Here is a 26160-nt window from a genome sequence, read left to right as displayed (position 1 = left end):
TCCTCCGGGTCCTCCCACGGTCGTACCCGCACCGGCCGCGGAGACGACGTGCGGCGACGCGCGCCGCTTCCAGCATGGCCGGCATGTCGATCGCCACGGAGTTCCTCAGGAGGCCCCGCACGACCGGGGCCATAGCGGCCAGTTCACGGCGCCTCGCGTACGCGATGACGGAGGGCATCGGGCTGGAGCGGGCCCGTACGGTCGTCGAACTCGGGCCGGGGACCGGGGTGTTCACGGACGCCGTCCTGGACCGGCTCGGGCCCGGCGCCCGGCTCGTCGCGGTCGAGCTCAACCCGGTGCTCGCGGCCCGGCTCTCGGGCACCCGGCGCGACCCGCGGCTGACCGTCGTCCAGGGTTCGGCCGCCGATCTCGCCGCCCTGATGGCGGGCCTGGCGGCGGAAGCGACAGCGGACGTGGCGGGCCTCGGGCCGGTCGACGCGGTGGTCTCCGGGCTGCCGTGGACGGTCATGCCGCGGGAGCTGCGCGGGCGCGCCCTGGACGCCGTGACCGACGTCCTCGCGCCCGGCGGCCGGTTCACCACCTTCGCGTATCTGCACGCCGCCTGGACGCCCCCGGCCCGGCACTTCACCGCCGAACTGGCCCGCCGGTTCGAGCGCGTGGAGCGCTCGCCGGTGGTCTGGCCGAATCTCCCGCCCGCCTTCGTACACCGCGCCGTGCGCAAGTCAGCGGGGTGACGCGCGCGTTCACCGGACGGGTGGTTTGCCGACCCGTCCGAGTGAATGCGCTGGCGCCAGGGTGCTCATCTGCCAAGAGTGACGTGCGATGAGCACCGATCACATGAACTCCCCGGACCCGGCCACGCCGAGCGCCCCCGGCACGCCTCCGTCGCGGCGCGCCGTGGTCACCGCGACCGGCGCCTCGGCCCTCGCCGCCGCGACCCTCGCGGTCACCGCCGCGCCGGCCGGCGCCCTCGGCCCGGCCGCCACGCCCGCCCCCTCCCCCGCCGCCGCGCCCTCGACGGCTCCGGCGGCCCCGACCTCACCCGCCGCGGCGCCACCCGGCACCGACCCGCGCGCGTACACGACGGTGGCCCGCGCCATCACCGTGCACGACGCGCACGACCGGCCCCTCGTCCCCCGCTACGTGAAGATCCTGCGCGACGGTCTGCCCGCCGGCCGCGGCCGCCCCACCAAGCGCATCCTGGTGATCGGCGCCGGACCGGCCGGTCTGCTCGCCGCCGACCTGCTCAAGCGCGCGGGCCACGACGTCGTCGTCATCGAGGCCAACGGCAACCGCGTCGGCGGCCGGATCAAGACCTTCCGCAAGGGCGGCCACGAGAAGGGCCGGCAGCCCTTCGCCGACCCCCGCCAGTACGCCGAGGCCGGCGCCATGCGGCTGCCCGACAGCCACCCGCTGCTCATGGCCCTCCTCGACACCCACAAGCTGCCCCGCCAGGAGTTCCTGCTGGTGGACGTGGACGTGAAGGACCCGTCCAAGCGCGCCAACCGCACCTGGATCCACGTCAACGGCGTCCACATGCGGCGCGCCGACTACGAGAAGAACCCGGAGCGGATCAACGCCACCTTCGGCGTACCCGCCCGGCACCGCACCCGTACCGCCGCCGCCATCCTCGCCGAGGCCCTGGAACCCGCCCACCTCCTCGTACGCGGCAAGGAGGGCTCCGCCCTCGTCGAGGGCTGGGCCGAAGTCCTGCGCCGCTACGGCCACTTCTCGATGTACCGCTTCCTCACCGAGGTCGCCGGACTCGACACCCGCACCCTGGACCTGGTCGGCACGATCCAGAACCTGACCTCCCGGCTGCACCTGTCCTTCGTGCACAGCTTCCTGTCCGCCGCGCTGATCGACCCGAAGACGAAGTTCTGGGAGATCAAGGGCGGTACCGCGAAGTTCGTCGACGCCCTCTACACGCCCGTGAAGAGCAAGGTCCGCCTGGACCGGCGGGCCGTGCGCGTCGAACGCCAGGGTTCCAAGGTCCGCGTGCACACCGTCTCGGAGAAGTGCCAGACGGGCGACGGGGGCGAGACCGAGGTCTTCGAGGGCGACGAGGCGATCATCACGGTGCCGTTCTCCGGCCTGCGCCACGTCGCGTTCGACCCGCCACTGTCGTACGGCAAGCGCCGCGCCGTCACCGAGCTGCACTACGACGCCGCCACCAAGGTGCTGCTCGAATTCTCCCAGCGCTGGTGGGAGTTCACCGAGGACCAGTGGAAGAAGGCCCTGGACTCCATCCAGCCCGGCCTGTACGCGCGCTACCGCGACGGCCGCGTCCCCGACGGCCGCCACCTCGGGGCCCACGCGTCCGTCGGCAGGCTCGGCGTCCGCCTCACCGACACGTACCGGCACTGCTTCGGCGCCTTCCGCCCCGCGGCGGGCCGCGACCCCGAGGCGGCGCACGTCCGCGGCGGCGGCTCGGTCAGCGACAACGCCAACCGCTTCATGTACTTCGAGCACGCCCACCCGATGGAGGGCAGCGACGGCGGCATCCTGCTCGCCTCGTACAGCTGGGCCGACGACGCCCTGAAGTGGGACGCGTACGCCGACGAGGAGCGCTATCTGCGCGCGCTCGCCGGGGTGCAGGCCGTGTTCGGCCGCCGCTGCGAGGTGTTCTTCACCGGCAAGGGCCGCACCCAGTCGTGGATGCGCGACCACTACGCGTACGGGGAGGCGTCCGTCCTGCTGCCCGGCCAGCACACCGAGCTGTTCCCGGACGTCCCCACCTCGGAGGGCCCGCTGCACTTCGCGGGCGACCACACCTCCATCAAGCCGGCGTGGATCGAGGGCGCGCTGGAATCCGCGGTCCGCACCGCGCTCGCCGTGCACACGGGCTGACCCCGCGCCGGTGCGTCCGGGGCGGGTGGACCCCGCCCCGTTCGACTACTCCGGCTCCACCATCCGGACCGGGAGCCCGGCCATCGCCTCCCGGAGCGAGCCCGCCAGGGCCTCGAACTCGGCCTGGCGGGCCGCCCCCGTCCGCATCGCGAGCGCGACCCGGCGCGACGGCGCGGGCGCGGCGAAGTCCCCGGTGCACAGGGCGGCGTTACGGGCGGTCTCCACCGTCACGGCGGTACGCGGCAGCAGGGTCACCCCGAGCCCGCCCGCGACCAGCTGCACCAGCGTCGACAGACCGGCCGCGGTCGTGGTCACCGGCGCGCCCTCGGCCCGGCCCGCCTCCCGGCAGACGTCGAGCGCCTGGTCGCGCAGACAGTGCCCCTCGTCGAGCAGCAGCAGCTTCAGCTCGCGCAGCGCCTCGCGCGGGATGTCCGTGCGCCCGGCCAGCGGGTGTCCGTCCGGCGCCACGAGCACGAAGTCCTCGTCGAACAGCGGGAGTTCGGTCACCCCGGGGGCCCCGAGCGGCACCGCGAGCAGCAGCAGGTCGAGCCGCCCGGCCGCGAGACCGTCGAGCAGCGAGGAGGTCTGCTCCTCGTGCACCTGGAGGTCGAGCTCCGGATAGCGGTCGTGGACGAGCCGGAGCACGGTCGGCAGCAGATACGGCGCGACCGTGGGGATCACGCCGAGCCGCAGCACCCCGGTGAACGGCGCCCGTACCGCCTCCGCCTCCTCCAGCAGCTCTCCCACCGCGTCGAGCACCGCGTGCGCCCGCACCGCGAGGCGTTCCCCGGCGGGCGAGAGCAGCACCTTTCTCGTCGTACGCTCAAGGAGCTGGACACCCAGTGCCTCCTCCAGCGCGGACACCGCGCCCGAGAGCGCGGGCTGGCTCATGCCGATGGATGCCGCGGCATCGCGGAAGTGCAGATGCTCCGCGACCGCCGCGAACGCTCTGAGCTGGGAAAGACTGGGCTGCTTCGCCCGCCGGACCGGAATCACTGATAACCACCTTCGATCAACACGAGCCAGTCTAGCTATTTCACTGATCAATGCACTCCGTGCAATGCTGGACATCGTCCAACCCCCATGGAAGACCCCAAAAGGGACCCTTCCTGCTGCAAGGAGTGCGCGTGCTTACTGTCGGTGACAAGTTCCCCTCGTACGACCTGACCGCCTGCGTGTCGCTGGAGAGCGGCAAGGAGTTCGCGCAGATCGACAACAAGGCCTACGAAGGCAAGTGGCGCGTCGTCTTCTTCTGGCCCAAGGACTTCACCTTCGTCTGCCCGACCGAGATCGCCGCGTTCGGCAAGCTGAACGACGAGTTCGCCGACCGTGACGCCCAGATCCTCGGCGTTTCCGGTGACTCGGAGTTCGTCCACCACGCCTGGCGCAAGGACCACGCCGACCTGCGTGACCTGCCCTTCCCGATGCTGGCCGACTCGAAGCACGAGCTCATGCGCGACTGCGGCGTCGAGGGCGAGGACGGCTTCGCGCAGCGCGCCGTCTTCATCGTGGACCCGAACAACGAGATCCAGTTCACCATGGTGACCGCCGGTTCCGTCGGCCGTAACCCGAAGGAGGTCCTCCGGGTCCTCGACGCCCTGCAGACGGACGAGCTGTGCCCCTGCAACTGGAACAAGGGCGAGGACACCCTCGACGCCGGCGCCCTGCTGGCCGGTGAGTGAGCATGGCGCTCGATGAGCTGAAGGCCGCCGTTCCGGACTTCGCCAAGGACCTCAAGCTCAACCTCGGCTCGGTGATCGGCAACAGCACGCTGCCGCAGCAGCAGCTGTGGGGCACGGTGCTCGCCTGCGCGATCGCCTCCCGCTCGCCGAAGGTGCTGAAGGAGCTGGAGCCCGAGGCCCAGTCCAACCTGAAGCCCGAGGCGTACCAGGCCGCCAAGTCGGCCGCCGCGATCATGGCGATGAACAACGTCTTCTACCGGACCCGGCACCTGCTGTCGGACCCCGAGTACGGGACGATGCGCGCCGGTCTGCGGATGAACGTCATCGGCAACCCGGGGGTCGAGAAGGTCGACTTCGAGCTGTGGTCGCTGGCCGTGTCCGCGATCAACGGCTGCGGCCAGTGCCTGGACTCGCACGAGCAGGTCCTGCGCAAGGCCGGTGTCGAGCGCGAGACGATCCAGGAGGCCGTGAAGATCGCCGCGGTCATCCAGGCGGTCGGCGTGACGCTGGACGCCGAGGCGGTTCTCGCCGAGTAGTACCGGACGTACGGCGTACGGCCGGAAACGAAGGGCCCCGGGGTTTCGACCCCGGGGCCCTTCGCCGTACCCACGTGCCTCTGCCGCTGCCTCTACTGCTTCAGGGCGTCCATGAGCCGGCGGGTGTCCTCGACGAGATACGTCCGCAGCGCGGCCGGATCCAGCCGCGGCCCCTCCTTCGGCAGGCCCGTCTCGTCGTAGTCGTCCGCCTGCACGATGACGGTGATCACGGCCTGCCCATCCAGGACGGACAGGCTGTCCTCTCCCAGAGCGCCACCGCTGTACGCGCGCGTGCCGATGCCCTCGACCGGGTCGCCGGCGCCCAGCTGCGGGTCCTCCCGCACGGCCTCGAACTCGGGGCCGGGGTCGGTGACGCGGTGCAGCACGTAGTTGATGTTCACCCGGTAGGCGCCGGTCTTCCCCTTGAGGGTGACGGTGCACTCCCATTGGAAGAGTGCGGGCTGCACCACCTTCATCGGCTCGTGCCGCTCCCGCGGATCCTCGTCCCGGGGGCCGAGCGCGGCGCGGAGTCCGTCCAGTTCGGCCACCGCGCACGGGTCGCGGTCCGTCCGGTAGCCGCCGAGGTCGGGCATCTCGTCGCCGGTGCCGAACGCCGCGTACAGCCCGCCGGCCCACAGGGCCGAGGCGACGGCCGCGCCGCCGAGCGCCCACCGCCAGGGGGCGCGAGGCCGGGGCGGCTTCGGGGGCGGGGGCTCCGCGAGGTCCTGCCGCCCGGGCGGGGGCCCGTCCGGAAAGCCGGTGCCGCCGACGAGTTCGGGTTCGGAGATCACGCCTCGGTCCCGGGGGTGGGCGTCGGGGCGGTGGCGTGGGCCGTGGCGCCGCGGGGTTCGGGGGCGGCGCGCAGGGCCTGTTCGGCGCTGTACGCGCGCAGGTAGCCGACGGCGGTGTTGGTGACGGCGACCAGCGGGACGGCGACGACGGCGCCGCCGATGCCGGCGGTCAGGCCGCCCGCGGCGACGGCGAGGACGACGGCCAGCGGATGGACGCGGACCGCGCGGCCCAGGATGAACGGCTGGAGGACGTGGCCCTCGATCTGCTGCACGGCGAGGACGACCACGAGCACCATCAGCGCGGTGAACACGTTGGTGGTGACGAGCGCGACCACGCACGCGAGGGCGCCGGAGATCACGGCGCCGACGAGCGGGATGAACGCGAAGAGGAAGATGAAGACGCCGAGCGGCACCGCCATGGGCACGTCGAGGAAGTAGAGCCCGAGGCCGATGAAGACGGCGTCGATGAACGCGACGAGGACCGTGCCCCGGACGTACGAGGTGAGAGTGCGCCAGGCGCGCGGGCCGGCCCCCGCGACACCGGGCCGGGCCTGCGCGGGCACCAGCTTCAGCATCCACTCCCAGACCTTCTTCCCGTCGTGGAGCAGGAAGAGGGTGGAGAACATGGCGAGCAGGATGCCCGTCATGGCCTCGACGATGACGGTGACGCCCTGGAGACCGGCGGACGTTATCTGTTCGGCGTTGGCGCCGATGGAGTCGCTGAGGTTCTTGGCGATCTCGTTGATCTGCTGCTCGGTGACGTGGAACGGGCTGTTGAGCAGCCAGCGTTTGAGTTCCTCGATGCCGTCCTTGACGCGGTCGGACAGGCTGTCGATGTTGTCCATCACCTGCCAGACCACGAACCAGCCGACCAGGCCCATCACGACGAAGCCGGTGACGGCGGTGACGGCGGTGGCGAGACCGCGGGGCATGCCCTTGCGGCGCAGCAGGGCCACGACCGGCTGGAGCAGGGCGGTGATGAGGAGCGCGGCGACGAAGGCGAGGACGACCAGCTGGACGGAGCTGATGACCTTCATCAGGACCCAGACGGTGCCGGCGAGGACGAGCAGCCGCCAGGCCACCTCACCGGCGACACGCATGCCCCAGGGGACGGCGTCGACGGGGTTGGGACGGGCGGCGACGGCGGGGGCGTACGCGGGGGGCGCGGGAACCGATCCGGGCGCGGGCGCGGAAGCGGGCGCCTGCGCGGGCGCCGACGGCTTCGTGTCGAGCAGGACGGTGGGTCCGGTCGCGGCGGGGACCGCCAAGGCGGGCGCGGGGGCCGGGGCCGGCTCCGGGACCGGGGTCGGGGCCGGCTCGGGGGCGGGACCGGGCGCGGACACGGCTGCGGATGTGGCGGATCCGGGTGCGGCGCCGGAGCCGGGAGTGGCGAGAGCGTACGGCGGCCCGAGCGGGTCGTCGCGGTCGGCCTGCGCCCGGCGTTCGTCCAGTCGCCGGCCCAACCGGGTCAGGGTCTCCCCCGTCCGGTGCAGCCATGTGGGCAGTCTCGACATGCTCTTCCCTCTCCCCCTCCGGGTCCCCGAACCTACACCCTGGGGCACACGCGTGGCCCCTCACCGACAGGACGGTGAGGGGCTGCGTGAGGTTGAGCGGGCCGGTACGGGGACCGGGCGGCGGCCTAGTACCAGTGGTTGGCCGACCAGAACTGCCAGGCGCCGCAGGGGCTGCCGTAACGGCCGTTCATGTAGCTGAGGCCCCACTTGATCTGGGTGGCCGGGTTGGTCTGCCAGTCGGCGCCCGCGGAGGACATCTTCGAGCCGGGGAGGGCCTGGACCAGACCGTAGGCGCCGGAAGAGGCGTTGACGGCGCGGTAGTTCCAGGTGGACTCGTGGCTCACGATGTTGCTGAAGCACTGGAACTGGTCGGCGGGGATCATCTGCCGGGCCATCGCCTGGACCTGGGCGACCGAGTACGAGCTCTGGGCGGCGAAGCTGGTCGCGTCGCGGAGCGAGGAGCGGCTGGCGCGCGCCTCGGCCTCCTTGCGCTCCTTCTCCGCCTTCTCGGCCTTCTTCTTGGCCTCCTCCGCCTTGTCGGCGGCGGCCTTCTTGGCCTCGGCGGACTTGGCGGCCTGGACGCGGGCGTCCTCCTCGGCGGACTTGCGCGCGAGGGAGTCGGCGGCGGCGGCCTGGACGTCGGCCTGCTCCGCGAGGGTGGAGACCTGTACCTGGGCCTGGTCACCCGCGGGGATGTCCGCGAGCAGCGTGGTGTCGGCCGCGGTGGCCTCGAAGTTGTCGTTCGCGGGCTGCGCCGCGTTGCCCGAGGCAACGCCTACGACTGCGCCGACGGTGGTGACCGCAGTAGCCGAAGCCACCGCGAATCCCCGGACCGAGATCCGGCTCACACGGTTTCCTTCCACAATCACCCGCGCAGGTGACCATGCGGGCGAAAATCGTGCCCCTGGCGCTGGTCTCCGTTCAACTGGGTCACAAGAGACACGGGCCCGTGGATCTGTGGGCGGCATACGGCGAACGGCTGTTGAGTTGTGTGGTGCCGCACCCCTGAGGGTGCACGTGTGCCGTATGCGGGGCCTGACGGAAGCAAGACTTTGCCGGACGGCGCGGCCGCAAGGCAATTCCGTGTTGCGTGTTTAACGTCACACCTGGGCGGGGGTACGGGTTTTGGACATAAGTGCGGACAGCGAGGCGCCGCCCGGCTAAGCTCTCGCGCTTCGCCGGGCGGCGCCAACAGGAGTGCGTACAGGGTCAGATCTGGATGTCCTCCAGCATTTCGGTCACGAGCGCGGCGATCGGCGAACGCTCGGACCGGGTGAGGGTCACGTGCGCGAAGAGCGGATGCCCCTTCAGCTTCTCGACGACGGCGACGACTCCGTCGTACCGGCCGACCCGCAGGTTGTCGCGCTGGGCGACGTCATGGGTGAGCACCACCCGGGAGTTCGCCCCGATCCGGGACAGAACGGTCAGCAGGACGTTGCGTTCCAGCGACTGGGCCTCGTCCACGATGACGAAGGCGTCGTGCAGCGAGCGGCCCCGGATGTGGGTGAGCGGCAGCACCTCCAGCATCCCGCGGCCGAGCACCTCCTCGATCACCTCGCGGCCCGCCACGGCGGACAGGGTGTCGAACACCGCCTGTGCCCAGGGGCTCATCTTCTCGGCCTCGGTGCCCGGCAGATAGCCGAGGTCCTGGCCGCCGACCGCGTACAGCGGGCGGAACACCATCACCTTCTGGTGCTGACGGCGCTCCAGGACCGCCTCCAGGCCCGCGCAGAGCGCGAGCGCGGACTTTCCGGTGCCGGCCCGGCCGCCCATCGAGACGATGCCGACGTCGGGGTCGAGGAGCAGATCGAGCGCGACGCGCTGCTCGGCGCTGCGGCCGCGGATGCCGAAGACCTCGCGGTCCCCCCGTACCAGCCGGACGTCGCCGTCCGCCGTGACCCGGCCGAGGGCCTTGCCGCGCGCGGACTTGAGGACGAGTCCGGTGTGCACCGGCAGTCCGACGGCGTCCGGGACGTGCAGGGTCTCCTGCTCGTACAGGAGGTCGATCTGCTCGGCGGGCAGCGCCAGCTCGGTCATGCCGGTCCAGCCGGACTCGGTGATGGCGAGTTCCGCGCGGTACTCCTCGGCGAGCAGACCGACCGAGGACGCCTTGATGCGCAGCGGCAGGTCCTTGGAGACGACGGTGACGTCGTATCCCTCGGCCTGGAGGTTGCGGGCGACGGCGAGGATGCGGGAGTCGTTGTCGCCGAGCCGGTAGCCGGCCGGCAGCACTCCGGGATCCGAGTGGTTGAGCTCGACGCGCAGCGTGCCGCCGACGTCGCCGATCGGGAGCGGGGTGTCGAGGCGCCCGTAGCGGACCCGGAAGTCGTCGAGGAGGCGCAGGGCCTGCCGCGCGAAGTAACCGAGTTCCGGGTGGTGCCGTTTCGCCTCCAGCTCGGTCACCACGACGATCGGCAGGACGACTTCGTGCTCCTCGAAGCGGGACATCGCGCTGGGGTCGGCCAGCAGGACGCTGGTGTCGAGAACATAGGTGCGCCGGTCGGACAGACGCCGCTTAGTGCTGGTCACCACAGTGGGACAGACCCCCTTAGTGGACCCCGGTGGGGTCCGGGTGCGACGGCTCCGCGGCTGCGCGGGCGACGTCGCGGCGGGATGGGACCGGGCTCGGGCCACGCTGCGCGGGCCGAACACCGGCCCCCCGCTTCGTCCGTGCGTGTCCCGCACGGTCGTTCCGGTGCAAAGGGCCTCCCGGGCGAGCGGTCTCCGTGCCGCTCGCTTCATCCAGGGATATGCCCTCGAACACACGCCGTCATGCCATGGCATATGACGGCCGGTTCATGAACAGGGGGTGGCGCACGCCTGGACAAAAGGGGCCGGACGGCCGGGTGTCGGCAGGCGTGGGGAGAGGTGGGGCGGGGGTGAGGGGGGTGACTCGCGCGAAGGGGCGACTCGCGCGAGGGGACCGCCCGCCGGGGACGCGGAGCGTCAGTTGCCGAAGCGGCGGTGCCGGGCGGCGTAGTCGCGCAGCGCGCGCAGGAAGTCGACCTTACGGAAGGCCGGCCAGTGGACCTCGCAGAAGTAGTACTCGGAATGAGCGCTCTGCCACAGCATGAATCCGGACAGCCGCTGCTCGCCGCTGGTACGGATCACCAGGTCCGGGTCGGGCTGGCCGCGCGTGTAGAGGTGCTCGGAGATGACGTCGATGTCGACGGTCTCGGCGATCTCCTCGATGCTGGTGCCGCGCTCCGCGTGGTCCAGGAGCAGCGAGCGGACCGCGTCCGCGATCTCCTGCCGGCCGCCGTAGCCCACGGCGACGTTCACCAGTATCCCCGGGTTGTCGAAGGTGGCCTGCTCGGCCTCCTTCAGCACCATCTGGGTGCGCGCGGGCAACAGATCCATGGTGCCGACGTGGTGGACCCGCCAGCGGCCGTCGGCGGCCAGCGCCCGGACCGCGTTCTCGATGATCGTGAGCAGCGGGCCCAGCTGGTCCTCGGGACGGCTGAGGTTGTCGGTGGAGAGCATCCAGAGCGTCACGACCTCGACGTCGGTCTCGGCGCACCAGCCGAGCAGTTCCTGGATCTTGTCGGCGCCGGCCTTGTGGCCCTGCTCCGGCGTTCCGCCCGAGGCCTTGGCCCAGCGTCGGTTTCCGTCGAGGATGACTCCGATGTGCTTGGGCACCTGGGCGTGGTCGAGGCGGCCTTCCACCCGGCGTGCGTAGAGCCCGTACACCAGGTCGCGCAGGTTCACTGTTCTTTACCCCTCCATGCAGCGTCGGCCCCCCGAGGCCGCCACACTACTGCGCACCGGCGACCGGCTCCCAGCCCGGGACTGTCACAAGTCCGTGATAAGCAGAGATACGTGACTGATTCCCCCCTCTACCGTGCCGCCGAGGGCCGCTACGACTCCATGGAGTACCGGCGTACCGGCCGCAGCGGACTCAAGCTGCCCGCCATTTCCCTGGGCCTGTGGCACAACTTCGGCGACGACCGCACCCTCGACTCGCAGCGGGCGATCCTGCGCCGTGCCTTCGACCTGGGCGTGACCCACTTCGACCTGGCCAACAACTACGGGCCGCCGCCCGGCTCCGCCGAGCTGAACTTCGGCAAGCTCTTCGCGCAGGACTTCGCCCCGTACCGGGACGAGCTGATCGTCTCGACGAAGGCCGGCTACCTGATGCACCCGGGGCCGTACGGCGAGTGGGGCTCCCGCAAGTACCTGATGTCCTCGCTCGACGCCTCGCTGAAGCGGATGGGGCTCGACTACGTCGACATCTTCTACTCGCACCGCTTCGACCCGGACACCCCGCTCGAGGAGACGATGGGGGCGCTGGCCTCCGCCGTGCAGCAGGGGAAGGCGCTGTACGTGGGCGTCTCCTCGTACACGAGCGAGCAGACCGCCGAGGCGGCCCGGATCCTCAAGGAGATGGGCGTCCCGGCCCTGATCCACCAGCCCTCGTACTCGATGATCAACCGCTGGACGGAGGACGACCGCCTCCTCGACACCCTGGAGACGGCCGGCATGGGCTGCATCTCCTTCGTGCCGCTGGCACAGGGCCTGCTCACCAACAAGTACCTGAAGGGCATCCCGGAGGGGTCGCGGGCGACGCAGGGCAAGTCCCTGGACCCGGGGCTGCTGTCGGACGAGGTGCTGCGGCGGCTGCGCGGGCTCGCGGCGATCGCGGAGCGGCGCGGGCAGTCGCTGGCGCAGCTGGCGCTGGCGTGGGTGCTGCGGGACGAGCGGATGACGTCGGCGCTGATCGGCGCGTCGAGCGTGGCGCAGCTGGAGGAGAACGTGGCGGCGCTGGCCGGCGCTCCGCTGTCGGAGGCGGAGCTGGCGGAGATCGACTCCTTCGCCGTGGACACGGCGGGCACCAACATCTGGGCCGGCCGGAGCTGAGCCGAGGCTGAGGGCTCGGGGCGGGAGCCGGGGGTCCGGGGCCCGGCCCCGGGCCTTCTCGGAGTCGGCCCTGGGTCATCCCGGGGCGGGCCCGCCCTGGGCCTGCCTCCGGGCCGGTGAAACGGCCCGGGACATCGCTCTGGAAACCGCCCTGGAACCGCCCTGGAAAGAAAACGGGCCGGTCCGTGGGGGGGATACGGACCGGCCCGAGGGGGGGTTTCCACCATAACCCTTCATTAGTCGTGCTGTGCGCCAGGTCCATGGGACGGACACCGCCGAAACGGCCGGATCCCAGGCCGCACAAGGGCCGTACGTGTTCGTGGCGGTTTTACGCCCCGGCGTGGCGGCGGCTTCCGTCCCTCCCACGGGGGACCCGGGGCGCGAGGCGCCCGATTGACGCGCGTGGGGCGGCCGGAAGGGCCCGATCCCCTACGGGGCGGCGGTGAACGCGCCGAGCAGCAGCCCGAGCAGCGCCCCCGTGATCATGAACGGGCCGAAGGGGATCGCGGCGTCGCGCCCGGCCCGGCGGGTGGCGACAAGCCCGAACCCGTACAGCGACCCGAGCAGGAATCCCGCGAACGCCCCCGCGCACAGCACCCCCCAGCCGTACCAGCCGAGCGCCGCCCCGAGCGGGACGGCGAGCTTCACGTCGCCGAAGCCCATCCCGGCCGGGTGCAGGAGGTGGAGGACCAGATAGCCGCCGCCGAGGGCGAGGGCCCCGAGCAGCGCGTGGAGCCAGGAGCCCGCCGCGTACGGCGCGAGCGCGGCGAGTGCGAGCAGCAGCGGCAGGGCGGCGGCGAGCGGCAGGGTGAGCGGGTCGGGCAGCCGCCGTACGCGCGCGTCCACGCACGCGAGGAGGGTGCCGAACGGCGCGGCGAGCAGCCAGACGAGCAGTTCGGGCCGGGGCCCGCCGGTGGCGGCGGCAAGCGCCCCGCACGCGAGGGCGGTGAGCAGCGGCGCGGTGTACGGGGCGGGGGTCGTCGCGCAGGCCGCGCGCCCGGGACCGCCGAGCCAGCCGCGGGCCGGCCGGAGCGCGAAGGGGTGACCGGCCGGGCAGGCCGCCCGCCAGGGTTCCTCGGGGGCGACGGAGAACCGGTACGCGGCCCGGGGCACGAGCAGCCCGGCCGCCGCGCCCCACAGGGCGGCGGCGACGACGAGGGCGATCGACAGGGCGTCCACGGGGCGACCCTAGGGCTAGTCTCGGGCCCATGGGGAGGACTTGGCGGGACGGTTCGGGGCGGTTGGAGACGCCGGGCGGGGCGGTGCCGCTGGAGATCGCGGCGTCGTACCGGGCGCGGCGGCGGGGACTGCTCGGCCGGGACGGGATCGACGGCGCGCTGCTCATCACCCCGACGAACAGCATCCACACCTTCGGGATGCGCTTCACCCTCGACGTCGCCTACCTCGACCGGTCGCTCACCGTCCTCGACGTGGTGACGATGCGGCCGGGCCGGCTCGGGATGGTGCGGTGGCGTGGCCGGCACGTCCTGGAGGCGGCGGGCGGCACGATGGCGGGCTGGGGCCTCGGGCCGGGTGTCACGGTCGGGGTGAACCTGACCGGGGACATCGCGGGGGACGTCACGGGGGCCCCGAGCCGAGGAGCGTGAACGCCCCGTACACGGCGGAGGCGAGCGCCAGGGCCGCGAGGACCGGCACGGCGGTGCGGGTACGGAGCCGGGCCAGGGCGACCGCGGGCGGCAGCAGCAGGCCGAACGCGGGCATCATCAGACGCGGCCGGGACCCGAAGTAGGCGGCGCCGACGAGCGAGACCACGACGACCGCGACGGTGTACACGAGCAGCGGGAGCGGCTGCCGCTGCCGCGCGCACAACACGATCAGCCAGGCCAGGAGCCCGAGCGCGGCGCACAGACCGAGGGCGGCGGGCCAGGGCAGGCCGGCGATGAAGCGGGCGAGGGCGACGCCGCCGTCGATGGAGTTGCCCCAGGCGGCCTGGACGTCGAAGTAGGCGGTGGGGCTGCCCTGGCGGACGCCCACGTACACGATGTACGCGAGCCAGCCGAGCGGCGCCAGGAGCGTACCGAGCAGGACGGGGGCGCGCAGCCGGCGCTCGCGGACCACGGTGACCACGGCGGTGATCCCGATCGCGGCGATCAGCGCGGCGGCCGTCGGCCGGGTCAGTCCCGCGAGGACGCACAGCAGCCCGGCCGCGATCCAGCGCCCGCGCAGCACCGCGTACACCGACCAGGCGGCGAGCGCCGTGAACAGCGTCTCCGTGTACGCCATCGACTGCACGAACGCCGTCGGGTACACCCCCCACAGGACCGCCAGGACCACTCCGGCGCGCGGGCCCGCCACGTGCGCGCCGACCGCGTACATACCCCAGGCGGCGGCGAGCGAGGCGGCCCAGGAGAGGAGGAGTCCGGCGGTGGCGGCGTCGACGGGCAGGACGGTGGAGACGGCCCGTTCGAGGGCCGGGAAGAGGGGGAAGAAGGCGAGGTCGGCGTGGACGGCGCCGTCGGGGAGGGTGACCTGGTAGCCGTAGCCGTGCTCGGCGATCCGCGTGTACCAGACCGCGTCCCAGCGGCCCGAGAGCCGGTGCCATCCGTCCTTGCCGGTGGCGGCCGCGGCGACGGTGAGGGCCAGGAGGCCGAGGACGCGGGTGGCGGCGTAGCCGGCGAGCGCGGCCCAGGGGGGTGCGCTCGGGGGCGGCGGCGGGGCGGGAGTGACAGGCGGGGCGTGCGGGGTGGCGCGGGACATGCGCTCGATTATCAGCCGCCGGGTCGGAGCCGCCCGAAGCGGGCGGCCAGCACGGGCCCGAGCCGCCGTACGAGGGCGTGGCCGGGCTCGTGGGGGTGGGGCAGGTCGCCGAGGAAGGAGGTGACGATGACCTCGTCGACGCTGGCGACGCCCCGGCGGCTCTGCGCCTCCAGGAAATCGAGGGTGCGCCGCCAGTCGGCGCGCTCGTGGCTGTCGCCCTTGTGGTCGGCGTCGTGGTCGGCATCGGCGACGTAGGACTGGACGGTGGCCTGGACGACGTCCCAGAAGAAGACGTGCGGCTGGACGCGGCCCTGGCAGACGACGTGCGCGTCGTAGGCGGTGCGGAGCCCGGGGACGTACGCGACGAGGTCGCCGACGAGCTGGATGCCGGGGGTGATGGTGGGCGTGGGGAGGGTGGTGGCGGGGAGCGCGGGGGTGGAGGCGGGGGAAGTCATCGGCTGACCGTTTCGGATGCGCTGGTGTGAGGGGTGAGGGGAGCTCCACGGATCAGGATGCTCCTCCTCCGGCGCCTTGACCCGCCTGTTTCCTGCACTTTTGCACTTTCCTGACGCCGCCTTTCGCCAGGTTTTCCACAGGCCTGGCGAACTGTCGCTCTTCCGTGGATCGTTGGGCGTATGCGCGAATTGTGGAGGCTCGCCAGGGGCGGGGTGCTGCTCACGGTGTGGGCGATGGCCGCGGGCTGGCCGGCGGGGCGGCTCGCCCGGCGGCTGCGGGCGGACGGCTGGCAGCCGCTCCGCCGGGGCGCGTCGCACGGCGGCGGCGCTGCACCGCGTCGAGCCGCTGCGCGGCCCGGCGGCGGTGGAGAACGGGGAAGACGTGCCCGGCGTCCTCGAGTTCACCGCCCACAGGAGCGGCGGGACGGACGGGATACGGGTGCACGTCACGTCACGTCCCGGCCAGCTGACCGGAACTGCGGGCAGCGGCGCGGGCTGCGGGTGACGACCCCGGCGCGTACGGTCGGCGACCTCAACCGCGCGGCGGGCGGGAGGCGGCCGTGGTCGTCGCCGACTCGGCGCTGTCCGCCGGTCAGGTGGGCGCGCTGCGCCGCCCGCCGCTGGTCCGGCCCGCGGAACTGGCCGCCGAACTCGCCGTGCCGCGCCGCACCGGCGGGCCCGCGGCCCACGAGCGCGACGTCCGCCGCTTCGACGAGCTCCAGAAGCCCTGGCCGCGCCGGCCTGAGCCGCGCTCTCAGGAGGTGCGGGGGAAGGAGACCTCGACCCGGCGGTTCTTCCGGCGGCCCTCCTCGGTGGAGTTGTCGGCGATCGGATAGTCCTCGCTGTACCCGCGGATGTCGAACGTGATTCCCGGGTCCAGCCCCTTGGCCAGCTCCCGCTGCACGGCGTCGGCGCGCTGCTTGGAGAGTTTCAGCCCGTGCTCGTAGGTCCCGAGGTTGTCGGTGAACCCGAACACCCGGACCCGCCCGGTCCCCTGCCTCTTGATCTCCGCGGCGATGGCGGCGATCCGGGAGCCGGCGGAAGGGCTGAGCTTGGCACTGTCCTTGCCGAACAGCACCTCGGCCTGCAGCGCGAACGTCACGTCCACGTTGGTGTCCTCGCGCCGCTCCTCGCCGCCCTCCTCCTCGACGATCTGCTTGATGTCGAGCACCTTGGCAGGCGCGAGCGTCGCCCCGTCGGGCAGCATCAGCGCGGGCGACTTGGTGTCGATGGCGGGCAACGGGGCACCGGCGGACACGGACCCGGGCGGATCGTCGGCCCGCGCGGTCCCGGCGGTCCCGGCCAGGAGCAGCACGGTGACCGTGAGAGCGGCGATACGGCGGGATGTCGTCGTCGAGGTCATGGCTGCACCCTCAGGAGAGCTTGATGGTGGCGGGGGTGAAGGTCGGGACCTGAAGGGAGACCTCGGCTGTATTGGCGGGCGGTGCGGGGAACTGCATGAAGACGGGGAGGGAAGCGCCCCCCTTCATAATGTCGAGCCCCGTGGTGGTCAGGGGCCGCCCGTCCGTGTCGCGCAGCACGTAGTAGCGCTTCTTGCCCTGGGGGTCCAGGAGCGTGGCGCCGCCGAGCGAATTGCCGTGCTTCACCACCTCCGTCTCGTCGCCCTGAATACCTCTGGGAACGGCACGGGACTTGTCAGCGGTGTTCTTCAACATGCCCTTGACCGTGATGAATCCGCCGGCATCCCGCTCGGCCGAGTTGACGGTCAGCTCGAATCCGTCCTGCCCCGCGAGGGTGCCGAGTGCCTCCGCCGGCTCCTGCGACTCCGCAGGCTGCTGCGCACCCGCCCCGTTACCGGCCTTGGCCGGCGCACTGCTCTTCGCCGGCTTGTCGTCCTGAGGCGGCTTCTCGTCGCCGCCGCAGCCCGAGAGGCCGAGGATCAGTCCAGTGGCCAGGGCCGCTGTCGCGGCTCCTCTGCCGATCTGCTTTGCGTGCCGCACGTTCATGGGGAAACGAGGTCCTTCGCTCATCAGTCGACCAGTCGGACGGTAAAGAGATCGGCCACGCTCGGCAGCCGGGGGTTTTCCGGATCGATCGTCCAGTCGAGGTCACGGCAGTGGAGGCCGGTGATCGGTTCCGGTTCGGGACTCGGTGTCGCCGTCGGCTCCTCGGAGGGCGAGGGCGAACTGGACGGCGGTGAGGTGGGCGGCGGCGAAGACGTCGGCTCGGGCGGGGTGAAGGTGCACAGCGGTTCGAGGACGGCGGTCGCCGTGGCCTCGGCGTGCTGCCCCTCCGTGCCGGGCACGCTCGACCGGCCCACGGAGTCGTTCGTGCGGATCCGCACGCGGAATTCCTCTCCCCCGCCACGCCCCGGTCCGGCCTCACACGGGCCGTCCAGCGCGGCACCGTTCTCGGCCGCGAACCGCGCCGCCTCCTGACAGGCACGGGAGGAGTCGTACTCCTCGCCGTTGAGGAAGGCGCCCCACTCGTCCGGTTCCCCGAGGACGCGGAGCCAGCCGTCGCGCAGCTGCTCTCGGGCGTCCTGCGCGGCCGCCAGCGCGGCCGCGTCCGCCGCCGTCTGACCCTCGTTACGGACGGAAGCCGCCTGCCCGACCGCCAAGTAGACGAACGCGAGGAAGAGCAGACCCGCGATCACCGTGATGTAGACGGGAAACGCCTGGCCGGTGTCGCCGCCCCGTGCCCCGGGCACTATCCGAGCAGTTCGGCGATCTTGTTCGAGATGGCCGTCCTGATCGTCTGCCCGATGTCCGTACCCGTGATCGCGATCACGATCGCCACCACCACCACGATGATTCCCAGGTACTCGACCGCCGTCTGCCCGCGGTCGCCCGCCCGCCCGGCGGTCCAACTGGTCGCGTGCGCCTTGGCCTTGGTCAGGGCCTTCAGGAGCGCGTCGTTCATGGTGTTCCCCTCCGGATGACTGCGTGTGCGTGCCGAGTCCGGCTGGGGCAGGGTACGCCGAATGGGGGGTGTGCTCACAGGGTCCGTAGGCCCAAATACGGTGCGTAGTCGGCGTCATGACGCCGTCCGCGTGCCGAGCCAGGAGGCGATGGCCTCGCCGCGGGTGGTGCTGTGGAGCTTGGCGAAGATGCGGTTGATGTGGTTCTTGACGGTCTTCTCGGAGATGCAGCAGGCGGCGGCGATGCGCTGATTGGTCATGCCGGACGCGATCAGGTCCATCACCTCCACCTCCCTCGCACTCAGACCGAATCGTTGCACTCGCGAAGTAGAATTCCTGAAGCGCAGTATATTCGTGACAGTTGAACCGGCGCCAGTATGTGCAGTCGCAGCCTCTCGGATCATCCGTAAGAGGTCCGCCACCTCGAACTGCCCGTGGACGAGGGTCCAGGGCCCCGCCCCCTCCCCCGCCACGTGCGTCAGGTGGACGACCGGCGCGACGGCCACCAGACGCGGAAGTGCTTCCGGCCTGCCGTCGAGGAGGACGAGGTCCGGGGCGGTGCGTGCCCGGAGGGCGGGGACCTCGGCGGTCGTCGTCACGTCGAGGTCCGGGTACGCGTCGAGGAGGACGGCCAGGCCCGCCCGTACGACCGGGTTGGCGCTCACCACCAGAAGGTTCAGTCTCGTCGCCGTCACCGCCCTCACTCGCCCGTGATCGAGCCGAAGTCGGTGCCGGTGCCCAGGAACAGGCCGGCGCCGAGCAGGATCATCGTGGCCGGGACCATGAGCATGGTGATCACCATGGTGGCCTTGGGGACGGCCTTCGCCGCCTTGCGCCGCGCGTTCTGCGCGTCGGTGCGGCGCATGTCGTTGGCGATCTGGATCAGCGTCTCGACGATGGGCGCGCCCAGTTCCTCGCCCTGCTGGAGGGTGGTGACGAACTGGGCGACCTGCTCGGAGTCGTTGCGGCGGCGCAGCGCGTCGAAGGCCTCGCGGCGGCTGACGCCCATGTCCATCTGCCGCAGGGTGATGCGCAGTTCGTCGGCCCACGGGCCCTCGTACTTCTCGGCGACCCGCTCCAGGGCCTGCCGGAAGCCGAGTCCGGCGGAGACGACGACGGCGAGGACGTCGAGGAAGTCGGGGAGAGTACGTTCGATCTGGTCCTTGCGGATGCGGACGGCGGACCAGATGCCGACCTCGGTCCAGAAGGCGCCGAAGGCGAAGAGCAGGATCGCGACGAGGAACGAGCCGCGTACGAGCATCAGCAGCCCGCCCACCGCGCCGAGGGCGCCGTAGACGGCGCGCCGGGCGCCGTAGCGGTCAATGGTGAGGCCGCCCGGATTGCCGGCGAGGTCGATGCGGCGGCGTACGGAGTCGACCCGCTTGGGGCCCATCATCCGCAGCACGGCGGGCGACCAGCGCATGCCGAGCCGGTCGACGGCGGAGTACACCGCGCCGGTGCGGGTGGCGCCGACTTCGAGGGCGAGCTGGAGGTCGGCGGGCAGTTTGGCGTCGGCGCGGTAGAGGCGGATGCCGTAGGCGGCGCCGGCGACGGAGAGGCCCGCGAGGAGGGCCAGCAGGAGTTCCACGGGTGTCACGCCCTCACACGTCGATCTTGGCGATGCGGCGGATGACGACGAACCCGACCACGTAGAGCGCGAAGGCCGCCACCACCGCGATCTGGCCGATGCCGGATCCGGTCATCCGGTCCAGGGCGCCGGGCTGCATGTTGTCGATGAGCAGCAGCGAGCCGATGCCGATGACCGGGACCGAGTACGCCGTCATGCTGACCTGGGACAGCTGGGTGCGGACCTCGCGCCGGGTCTCCTTGCGTTCCTCCAGGGTCTCGGTGAGGTTGCGCAGCGAGGAGACGACGGTACCGCCGGCCCGGTTGGCGAGGACCAGTGTCGTGACGAGGACGACGAGTTCGCGCGAGGGCAGCCGGGCGGCGAGTTCGCCGAGGGCGTCGTCGATGGAGGTGCCGACGGCGAGCTGCTGGGCGACCTTCTCCAGTTCGTCGCCGGCCGGGGCCTCCATCTCGTCGGCGGCGAGCGAGAGGGCCATCCGCAGGGCGAGGCCGGCCTGGGTGGCGTTGGCGAGGATGCGGGAGAGTTCGGGAAGCTGGTTGATGAACTTCTCGATCCGCTTCTGCCGCTGCCAGTTGAGGAATCCGAGGGCCACCCACACGCCCACGAAGCCGCAGATCGGGCCGAAGAACGGGGAGAGCAGGGACTGTCCGGCGATCCACAGCACGGCGACGGCGATCGCCATGTAGACCACGAACTCGCCCGGCGTGACCTCCAACCCCGTGGCGGAGATGCGGAGTTCGAGCGCGCGCCCGAGGGCGGTGCGCCGCACCCGCCGGTCGACGCCGCGGAACGGCCGGACGCGTCGCCCCGTACCCCCGTCCTGCTCTCCGGTGGCCCGGGTCAGCCGGTCGATCAGTGCGGCCCGCTGTGCCCTGCCGCTCGCGTACAGCTGGATGCCGGCCACCGCGAGGGCGCAGGCGACCAGCGCCACGCCCACGGTCAGCAGAGTCGGGTTCACCGTCCTTGCCCTTTCTTCATGTCGCTTCGGGTCCTGTCCTCTACTTCGCTTCGCGTACGGCCAGTTGTCCGTCGTCCGCCGCCACGCCGAACGCCTGGGGCAGCGGCTGGCCCGCCATGTAGAGCCGTTCCGCGACGCGGCGCGGCAGCGGGTGGTGGACGAACTCGCCGTACACCCGTCCGTCCGCCGCGAGCGGCTGGGCGTGGAAGCGGCTGACGGTCGCGAGGAGATAGCGCTCGCGCCCGCTGGAGGCGAGGATCGCGATCTCGGTGACGCGGCGGGTGCCGTCGGGGTGGCGGGTGAGCTGGACGAGGACGTCGACGGCGCTGTTGATCTGGTCGCGCAGCGCCTCGAACGGCACCTTCACCTCGGCCATGGACGCCAGCGTCTGCAGCCGCATCAGCGCGTCCTCGGCGGAGTTGGCGTGCACGGTGGCCAGCGAGCCGTCGTGGCCGGTGGACATGGCCTGCAGCATGTCGAGGGTCTCGCCGCCGCGCACCTCGCCGACGACGATGCGGTCGGGGCGCATGCGCAGGGAGTTGCGGACGAGGTCGCGGATGGTGACCGCGCCCCGGCCCTCGATGTTGGGCGGCCGGGACTCCAGGCGGATGACGTGGGACTGCTGGAGCTGGAGTTCGGCGGAGTCCTCGATGGTGATGATCCGTTCGCCCTCGGGGATGAGGCCGGACAGGGCGTTGAGGAGGGTGGTCTTCCCGGTGCCGGTGGCGCCGGAGACGATCACGTTGAACTTGGCCTGCACGAGCCCGGCGAGCAGGAACAGCATCTGTTCGTCCATCGAGCCGAGGCCGATCATCTCGTGCAGGGTGTACGAGCGGGGGAAGCGCCGGATGGTGAGCGTGGGCCCGGTGAGCGAGAGCGGCGGGATGATGACGTTGACGCGCTCGCCGGACGGCAGCCGGGCGTCGACCATCGGATTGGACTCGTCGACGCGCCGGTTGACGGTGGACACGATGCGTTCGATGGTCTGCATCAGCTGTTCCTGGGAGGCGAAGCGCAGCGGCAGCAGCTCCACCCGGCCGGCCCGTTCGATGTAGATCTGGTCGGGGCCGTTGACCATGATCTCGGTGATGGAGGCGTCTTCGAGGAGCGGTTCGAGGACGCCGAGTCCGAGCGCCTCGTCGACGACCCGGCGGATCAGCTGGGCGCGTTCGGTGGTGGAGAGGACCGGGCCCTCGCGGCTGATGATGTGGCCGAGGACGCGTTCGAGGCGGGCCCGGCGCTCGGCGGCGTGGAGCGCCGACATCTCGGTGAGGTCGATCTCTTCGAGGAGCTTGGCGCGGAAGGACGCGACGAGATGGCCGTCCTCGCCCGCGCCGCCGCGGCCGTGTGCCCCGTTCTCCTCGGGGGTGTGGATACGGGCCCGCAGGCTCATGGCTGGTCCTTCCGGGGCACGGGCATGGTGGCGGTCCTCCGCACGTCGTCGAAGTCCCAGAAGGGGACGAGGGAGGGGATGTGGACGGTCACGGTCGCGACGCCGCCCGACTCGGACACCTCGCTGCGGCGGGCGACCCAGTCGCTCATTGCCGTCTTTCCGGCGGCCTCGGGGTCCGGGAGGACGTGGTCGGGGTCGTCGGCGCTCGCGGCGCGCGCGGCCGCCCGCGCGCCCGTGCCCGCCTGCTGGGCCGCGTACGCGATGACGCCGACCTGGATCCCGGCCAGGCCGACGAGCAGCAGGATCGGCAGGAAGCCCAGGTACTCGATGGCGACCTGGCCCCGGTCCCGGGCCCGTCGACGGGGGCGCGTACGTGTGCGTGTACGGGTACGTGACCACCTCATGGCTGCGCTCCCTCCCATACGGCGGCGGCGTCGCCGTTCACGTCGAAGGGGAGCGCGCCGGCGCCGGGGAACAGCACGGGCACCTTCAGGGTGACCCGTACCCGGTACATCCCGCCGGACGGCCCCCCGGGGCAGCTCGGCTTCGCCCGCGCCCGCCACGCGCCGTCCAGGTGCCGCCGCGCCGCCGCCGCGCAGTCGTCGCCGACGGCCCCGGCACGGGCGGCCTCGTCGGCCGCGTTCCCGGCGAGCGTGTACGTGTAGCCGACCAGGACGCACTGCCACAGCAGCACCAGCGTGAGCAGGATCAGCGGCAGCATGCCGACGAACTCGACCGCCACCTGCCCGCCGTCCCGCGCGCACCGCGGCTCGCGCGGTGCCCGTCCGTGTGTCCCGACCGGTCTCCGCATGGCTCAGCGGCCTCCCCCGCGCCGCCGCAGCGCGCCGAGCGCGCCCCGGTCGCCGCCGCGGGCCGGTTCCTTGCCGGGCTGCGCGGCCGCGGCCGTGACCAGGCCCAGTTCGCCGGCGAGCTGCCACAGCGCCTGCTTGACGGACGAGCGCGCGTCGAGGTCGTGCAGCCGGCCGGCGTCGACGACGGCGGCGAGTTCCTTGAAGTGGGCGGGGACGGCGACGCCCGCGATCCGGGTGCCGGTGATGCGCTGGATCAGGGCGGGCTGGATCTCGGTGGCGCGCTGGTGCCGGTTGACCAGGATCGTGGTCTCCTCCGGCTTGCGGATCTGCAGCCGGTCCCACATCCGTACGACGCGCTTGGCGGCCCGTACGGCGACCACGTCCGGCGTGGTGACCAGCAGCGCGGTGGCGGCCGCCTCGATCGCGGCGGCGCCGGCGGCGTCGAGGTGGGTGCCGCAGTCGACGATCACGACCTCGTGGCGGCCGCGCAGGGCGTGCAGTATCTGGCGGGCGGCGCGCTCGCCGACCTCCTCGCCGCGTTCGCCCTCGCCGGGGGCGAGGAGCAGGCTGAGGCCGGTCTCGTGCACGTACACGGCGTCCTGGAGGACCCGCGGCGAGATGTCGTTGATGCTGGCGAGGTCGACGGCGGAGCGGCGGAACTGCACGTCGAGGTACGAGGCGATGTCGCCGCCCTGCAGGTCGAGGTCGACGAGGGCCACGGTGCGCCCGGAGGCGCGGGCGGCGAGGGCGAGCTGGACGGCGGTGACGGTGGTGCCGACGCCGCCCTTCGCGCCGCTGACGGTGACGACGGTGCCGCCGGGCCCGGCCGGGCCGCCCTCGGCCGCGCCGCCGAGGTGCCGCCGGACGCCGGCGGCCCACTGGGCGGCGGCCTGCACGCGGCTGGCCAGCTCCTCGTACCCGAGCGGGAGCGTGACCAGTCCGCGGGCGCCGGAGTCCATGGCGGCGGAGAACAGCACGGGGCTCGCGTCGGAGGTGATGAGGACGACGCCGACGGCGGGGAAGCGGAGCGCCACCTCGCGCACGAGTTCGAGTGCCGGGACGGGGCCGATGCGCTCGTGGACGAGGACGACGTCGGGCAGCTCGTCGAGGGAGACGGCGGCGAGGGAGGCGAGCGTGTCGAGCAGCCGGGTGGAGTCGGCGACGGGCCCGGAGGGTTCGGCGTCGGGCAGCTGGCCGACGAGGGTGAGGACCGCGCGGGCCGCGTCCGGGTCACCCACCGCCGGCAGGATCCTGGTGGTCATGCGGGCCTCACTTGTCCTTGTCGAGCGTGTAGGTGCGGTCGCGCGGGTCGGGCGTGGCGGCGGAGCCGGGGGCGACCAGGGCGAGGCGGACGTGCTGGGCGAAGGACTCGGCGTAGGCGACGCGCTGGGTGTCGGCGGTGTTCAGGGCGAAGGTGATCGGGACGCCGTCGGTGGCCCGGGCGCCGCGGTCGTCCTGGTTCTCGATGGGGGTGATCTTGCCGATGGCGAGGACCTTGGCGCCGGCGACGATGAGCTTGGACTGCGGGGTCTGGTTCGCGGCCCGGCCGCCGCCGCGTTCGCCGGAGAAGGTGGCGTAGATGTTGACGGCGGCGCCGGGGGTGATCTTGCCGGCCACACCGGTGGCGGCGTCGATCATGATGGCGATCTCCTGCTGGCCGGGTTCGAGCGCGGGCCGGTCGACGATCATGTCGCTCTGGAGCAGCGAGCCGGACTTCAGGGTGGTGACGGCGATCTTGCCCTGGGTGCGGCGCAGGTCGGTGACGGCGGTGTCCGGAAGCCAGCGCTCCGGCATCTTTATCTTCTCGAACCGGTCGGGGCCGAGCGGGGTGTAGGGCGCGATGTCGTCCTTGATCCGGTACGCCGTCACCTCGGGTCCGACCTTGGAGTTGACGTCGCTGATCACCGTGAGGACGCCGGCGAAGGCGCCGAGCGCGCACAGGACGGAGAGCAGCAGCAGGATGACGCCGCGGCGCTGGCGGGAGTTCATGGCCGTACTACCTCGATCGTGGGGACGGGTGACGCGACGGACGGGGGTGACGGGCGGATCGGCGGGCGGGCCTGTGAGCGGATCCACGGACCGGGACCGGCGGGGGCTAGCGAGGGGCTGCGCCCGGGCCTGGGCCGATGGCGGTACGGGCGGCGGGGGCGGCGAGCGCCGGGGCGGCGGCTTCGGCCGGGGGCAGCGGCGCGGCGCAGAAGCCGCAGCGGTCGCCGAGGAGTTCCATCCGGCACCAGTGGCAGGTCTCGCGCCGTACGGAGGTGACGAGTTGGTGCAGGACGTTCAGGTCGGGCAGGTACGCGGTGAACTCGACCAGGCGCCCGGTGCCCCACCAGCGCGCCGAGGACTCGGGCAGCGGGGCCTCCTGGACGGCGCGGACCCGCCAGCGCGGGCCGAGCGTGGCGGTGGGCCAGTCGCTCTGGAGCTGGCCGCGGGCGACGACGAGGTCGGTGGCGAACTCGGGCCCGGCGAGCTGTTCACCGTCCGCCGCGCGATGGCCGCTGCCGCCTCCGCCGCCCGGGAGGCGGACGAGCTGGGGCGTGGGCCCGGCGAGGACCGCGAAGTGGGCGCCGGGCAGCCAGCCCTTGAGGTGGGAGCCGAGTCCGACGGGTACGTGGTCGAGCTTGGCGACGGAGCCGAGGACGGCGCCCGCGTAGACGTAGTGGGTGAGCAGCCGGGCGGCGGAGGCCAGCACGCCGGGGCTGAAGTCGCAGGCGGACAGCTGCCGGAGCTGGCGGACCAGGACGGCGGCGCCGAGCGGCGGCAGGGCGGTGCGGACGATCGCGATCCGGTCGGATTCGAGCAGGGCCCGTACGGCGTACAGGCGTTGGACGGTCGCGGGCGGCGCGGCGTCGGGGCAGACGACGACCAGGTGCCCGTGCTGGTCGAGCAGCTGGCGTACGTCGACGAGCGCGGCGTCCAGCGGCCGCGCGTCGGGGCCGGGCAGCACGGCCGCCGGCGGGGTGCGGGGGTCGGTCGGCGGCAGCACCAGGTCGGCGCTCGTGACCGCGATCGCTGTCGGCACGTCGGGCTCCCCGATCCCTCGATCCCTCAAAGCTCACTGACCACCTGGTGATCACTACCCGCGTTTGCGGCGTTACCGCCCCTGCACTTTATCCAGGCCCCTGGAGTACTGAACACACAATCCTCCAAGCTCAGCCAAT

29 protein-coding genes are annotated in these 26160 nt (G+C 72.4%); 6 read left to right on the top strand and 23 right to left on the bottom strand.

Translation table 11 applies throughout. The features are described 5' to 3' along the window. Positions 1-83 precede the first annotated feature (83 nt). Positions 84-695, top strand: coding sequence for a class I SAM-dependent methyltransferase (locus tag ABZ693_RS23730; RefSeq protein WP_359880657.1), 612 nt, complete (start codon positions 84-86; stop codon positions 693-695). Positions 696-783: 88 nt separating this feature from the next. Continuing rightward, a complete protein-coding gene (locus ABZ693_RS23725) occupies positions 784-2811 on the top strand; it encodes a flavin monoamine oxidase family protein (protein WP_359880654.1) in 2028 nt (675 codons plus the stop codon). Positions 2812-2856: 45 nt separating this feature from the next. Here ABZ693_RS23725 and ABZ693_RS23720 read toward each other — a convergent pair whose 3' ends face one another. Further along, positions 2857-3807, bottom strand: a complete 951-nt coding sequence (locus ABZ693_RS23720; protein WP_359880652.1) for a LysR substrate-binding domain-containing protein — start codon at positions 3805-3807, stop codon at positions 2857-2859. Between the two features lie 131 nt (positions 3808-3938). Between ABZ693_RS23720 and ABZ693_RS23715 the strand changes: the two genes are divergently transcribed. Together ABZ693_RS23715 and ABZ693_RS23710 are read left to right on the top strand one after the other, a co-directional pair. After that, on the top strand, positions 3939-4493 hold the full coding sequence (locus ABZ693_RS23715; RefSeq protein WP_359880649.1) for a peroxiredoxin: 555 nt from the start codon (positions 3939-3941) through the stop codon (positions 4491-4493). A gap of 2 nt (positions 4494-4495) precedes the next feature. Further along, the gene (locus tag ABZ693_RS23710; protein ID WP_359880646.1) at positions 4496-5029 is read left to right on the top strand and encodes an alkyl hydroperoxide reductase; all 534 of its coding nucleotides are present in this window, start codon (positions 4496-4498) and stop codon (positions 5027-5029) included. A gap of 92 nt (positions 5030-5121) precedes the next feature. Here ABZ693_RS23710 and ABZ693_RS23705 read toward each other — a convergent pair whose 3' ends face one another. From ABZ693_RS23705 to ABZ693_RS23685, 5 genes are all read right to left on the bottom strand, one after another. Next, positions 5122-5820: a hypothetical protein gene (locus ABZ693_RS23705; RefSeq protein WP_359880643.1), complete on the bottom strand. Its 699-nt coding sequence runs from the start codon at positions 5818-5820 to the stop codon at positions 5122-5124. Beyond that, positions 5817-7334 carry an AI-2E family transporter gene (locus ABZ693_RS23700; protein ID WP_359880640.1) on the bottom strand — a complete coding sequence of 506 codons (1518 nt, stop codon included), beginning with the start codon at positions 7332-7334 and terminating at the stop codon, positions 5817-5819. The genes ABZ693_RS23705 and ABZ693_RS23700 overlap by 4 nt, the downstream gene beginning before the upstream one ends. A 125-nt stretch (positions 7335-7459) precedes the next feature. Continuing rightward, positions 7460-8182 carry an aggregation-promoting factor C-terminal-like domain-containing protein gene (locus tag ABZ693_RS23695; RefSeq protein ID WP_359880638.1) on the bottom strand — a complete coding sequence of 241 codons (723 nt, stop codon included), beginning with the start codon at positions 8180-8182 and terminating at the stop codon, positions 7460-7462. 361 nt (positions 8183-8543) lie between these two features. Next, positions 8544-9866 carry an RNA 5'-3' helicase PhoH2 gene (gene phoH2 / locus ABZ693_RS23690; RefSeq protein WP_359880635.1) on the bottom strand — a complete coding sequence of 441 codons (1323 nt, stop codon included), beginning with the start codon at positions 9864-9866 and terminating at the stop codon, positions 8544-8546. Between the two features lie 414 nt (positions 9867-10280). Further along, the gene (locus ABZ693_RS23685) at positions 10281-11042 is read right to left on the bottom strand and encodes an isoprenyl transferase (protein WP_359880632.1); all 762 of its coding nucleotides are present in this window, start codon (positions 11040-11042) and stop codon (positions 10281-10283) included. A gap of 111 nt (positions 11043-11153) precedes the next feature. On the opposite strand from ABZ693_RS23685, the gene mgrA reads away from it, so the two are divergent. Further along, positions 11154-12191, top strand: coding sequence for an L-glyceraldehyde 3-phosphate reductase (mgrA, locus tag ABZ693_RS23680; RefSeq protein WP_359880629.1), 1038 nt, complete (start codon positions 11154-11156; stop codon positions 12189-12191). Between the two features lie 429 nt (positions 12192-12620). Here the strand turns inward: mgrA and ABZ693_RS23675 are convergent, their stop codons facing one another. Beyond that, positions 12621-13361, bottom strand: coding sequence for a prepilin peptidase (locus tag ABZ693_RS23675; protein ID WP_359880686.1), 741 nt, complete (start codon positions 13359-13361; stop codon positions 12621-12623). Between the two features lie 38 nt (positions 13362-13399). Here ABZ693_RS23675 and ABZ693_RS23670 point away from each other — a divergent pair, with 38 nt between their 5' ends. Next, complete coding sequence (locus tag ABZ693_RS23670; protein ID WP_359880626.1) at positions 13400-13798, top strand: DUF192 domain-containing protein; 399 nt, start codon at positions 13400-13402, stop codon at positions 13796-13798. Here ABZ693_RS23670 and ABZ693_RS23665 read toward each other — a convergent pair. From ABZ693_RS23665 to ABZ693_RS23590, 16 genes are all read right to left on the bottom strand, one after another. Further along, positions 13770-14909 carry a putative hexosyltransferase gene (locus ABZ693_RS23665; RefSeq protein WP_359880623.1) on the bottom strand — a complete coding sequence of 380 codons (1140 nt, stop codon included), beginning with the start codon at positions 14907-14909 and terminating at the stop codon, positions 13770-13772. The genes ABZ693_RS23670 and ABZ693_RS23665 overlap by 29 nt on opposite strands. Before the next feature lie 11 nt (positions 14910-14920). Then, on the bottom strand, positions 14921-15364 hold the full coding sequence (locus ABZ693_RS23660; RefSeq protein ID WP_359880621.1) for a hypothetical protein: 444 nt from the start codon (positions 15362-15364) through the stop codon (positions 14921-14923). A 446-nt stretch (positions 15365-15810) separates the two neighbouring features. Beyond that, positions 15811-16053: a hypothetical protein gene (locus ABZ693_RS23655; RefSeq protein WP_359880618.1), complete on the bottom strand. Its 243-nt coding sequence runs from the start codon at positions 16051-16053 to the stop codon at positions 15811-15813. Positions 16054-16118: 65 nt separating this feature from the next. After that, positions 16119-16727 (bottom strand): OmpA family protein, encoded by a 609-nt coding sequence (locus tag ABZ693_RS23650; protein ID WP_359880615.1) that lies wholly within the window; start codon positions 16725-16727, stop codon positions 16119-16121. A gap of 10 nt (positions 16728-16737) precedes the next feature. Next, a complete protein-coding gene (locus tag ABZ693_RS23645) occupies positions 16738-17331 on the bottom strand; it encodes a hypothetical protein (protein WP_359880612.1) in 594 nt (197 codons plus the stop codon). Positions 17332-17354: 23 nt separating this feature from the next. Further along, a complete protein-coding gene (locus tag ABZ693_RS23640; protein WP_359880609.1) occupies positions 17355-18035 on the bottom strand; it encodes a pilus assembly protein TadG-related protein in 681 nt (226 codons plus the stop codon). Continuing rightward, positions 18035-18247, bottom strand: coding sequence for a Flp family type IVb pilin (locus ABZ693_RS23635; protein WP_359880607.1), 213 nt, complete (start codon positions 18245-18247; stop codon positions 18035-18037). Before ABZ693_RS23635 ends, ABZ693_RS23640 begins: the two co-directional genes overlap by 1 nt. Before the next feature lie 114 nt (positions 18248-18361). Beyond that, a complete protein-coding gene (locus tag ABZ693_RS23630; protein WP_359880605.1) occupies positions 18362-18940 on the bottom strand; it encodes a response regulator transcription factor in 579 nt (192 codons plus the stop codon). Positions 18941-18945: 5 nt separating this feature from the next. Further along, positions 18946-19833, bottom strand: coding sequence for a DUF5936 domain-containing protein (locus ABZ693_RS23625; protein ID WP_359880602.1), 888 nt, complete (start codon positions 19831-19833; stop codon positions 18946-18948). A 13-nt stretch (positions 19834-19846) separates the two neighbouring features. Then, complete coding sequence (locus tag ABZ693_RS23620) at positions 19847-20791, bottom strand: type II secretion system F family protein (RefSeq protein WP_359880599.1); 945 nt, start codon at positions 20789-20791, stop codon at positions 19847-19849. Between the two features lie 40 nt (positions 20792-20831). After that, positions 20832-22184: a TadA family conjugal transfer-associated ATPase gene (locus ABZ693_RS23615; protein WP_359880597.1), complete on the bottom strand. Its 1353-nt coding sequence runs from the start codon at positions 22182-22184 to the stop codon at positions 20832-20834. Next, on the bottom strand, positions 22181-22588 hold the full coding sequence (locus tag ABZ693_RS23610; protein WP_359880595.1) for a TadE/TadG family type IV pilus assembly protein: 408 nt from the start codon (positions 22586-22588) through the stop codon (positions 22181-22183). The genes ABZ693_RS23615 and ABZ693_RS23610 overlap by 4 nt, the downstream gene beginning before the upstream one ends. Continuing rightward, entirely contained in the window at positions 22585-22926 is a 342-nt protein-coding gene (locus ABZ693_RS23605) for a TadE/TadG family type IV pilus assembly protein (protein ID WP_359880593.1), read from the bottom strand. The genes ABZ693_RS23610 and ABZ693_RS23605 overlap by 4 nt, the downstream gene beginning before the upstream one ends. A gap of 72 nt (positions 22927-22998) precedes the next feature. Beyond that, the gene (locus ABZ693_RS23600; protein WP_359880590.1) at positions 22999-24258 is read right to left on the bottom strand and encodes a CpaE/TadZ family protein; all 1260 of its coding nucleotides are present in this window, start codon (positions 24256-24258) and stop codon (positions 22999-23001) included. A gap of 7 nt (positions 24259-24265) precedes the next feature. Next, positions 24266-24985 carry a Flp pilus assembly protein CpaB gene (gene cpaB, locus ABZ693_RS23595; RefSeq protein ID WP_359880587.1) on the bottom strand — a complete coding sequence of 240 codons (720 nt, stop codon included), beginning with the start codon at positions 24983-24985 and terminating at the stop codon, positions 24266-24268. A 106-nt stretch (positions 24986-25091) separates the two neighbouring features. Further along, positions 25092-26021, bottom strand: a complete 930-nt coding sequence (locus ABZ693_RS23590) for a hypothetical protein (protein WP_359880584.1) — start codon at positions 26019-26021, stop codon at positions 25092-25094. Between the last annotated feature and the right edge of the window lie 139 nt (positions 26022-26160).

The sequence above is a fragment of the Streptomyces laurentii genome (genome assembly GCF_040635425.1).
Classification (GTDB): Bacteria; Actinomycetota; Actinomycetes; order Streptomycetales; family Streptomycetaceae; genus Streptomyces; species Streptomyces laurentii.
This window is presented reverse-complemented; position numbering and strand designations above follow the sequence as displayed.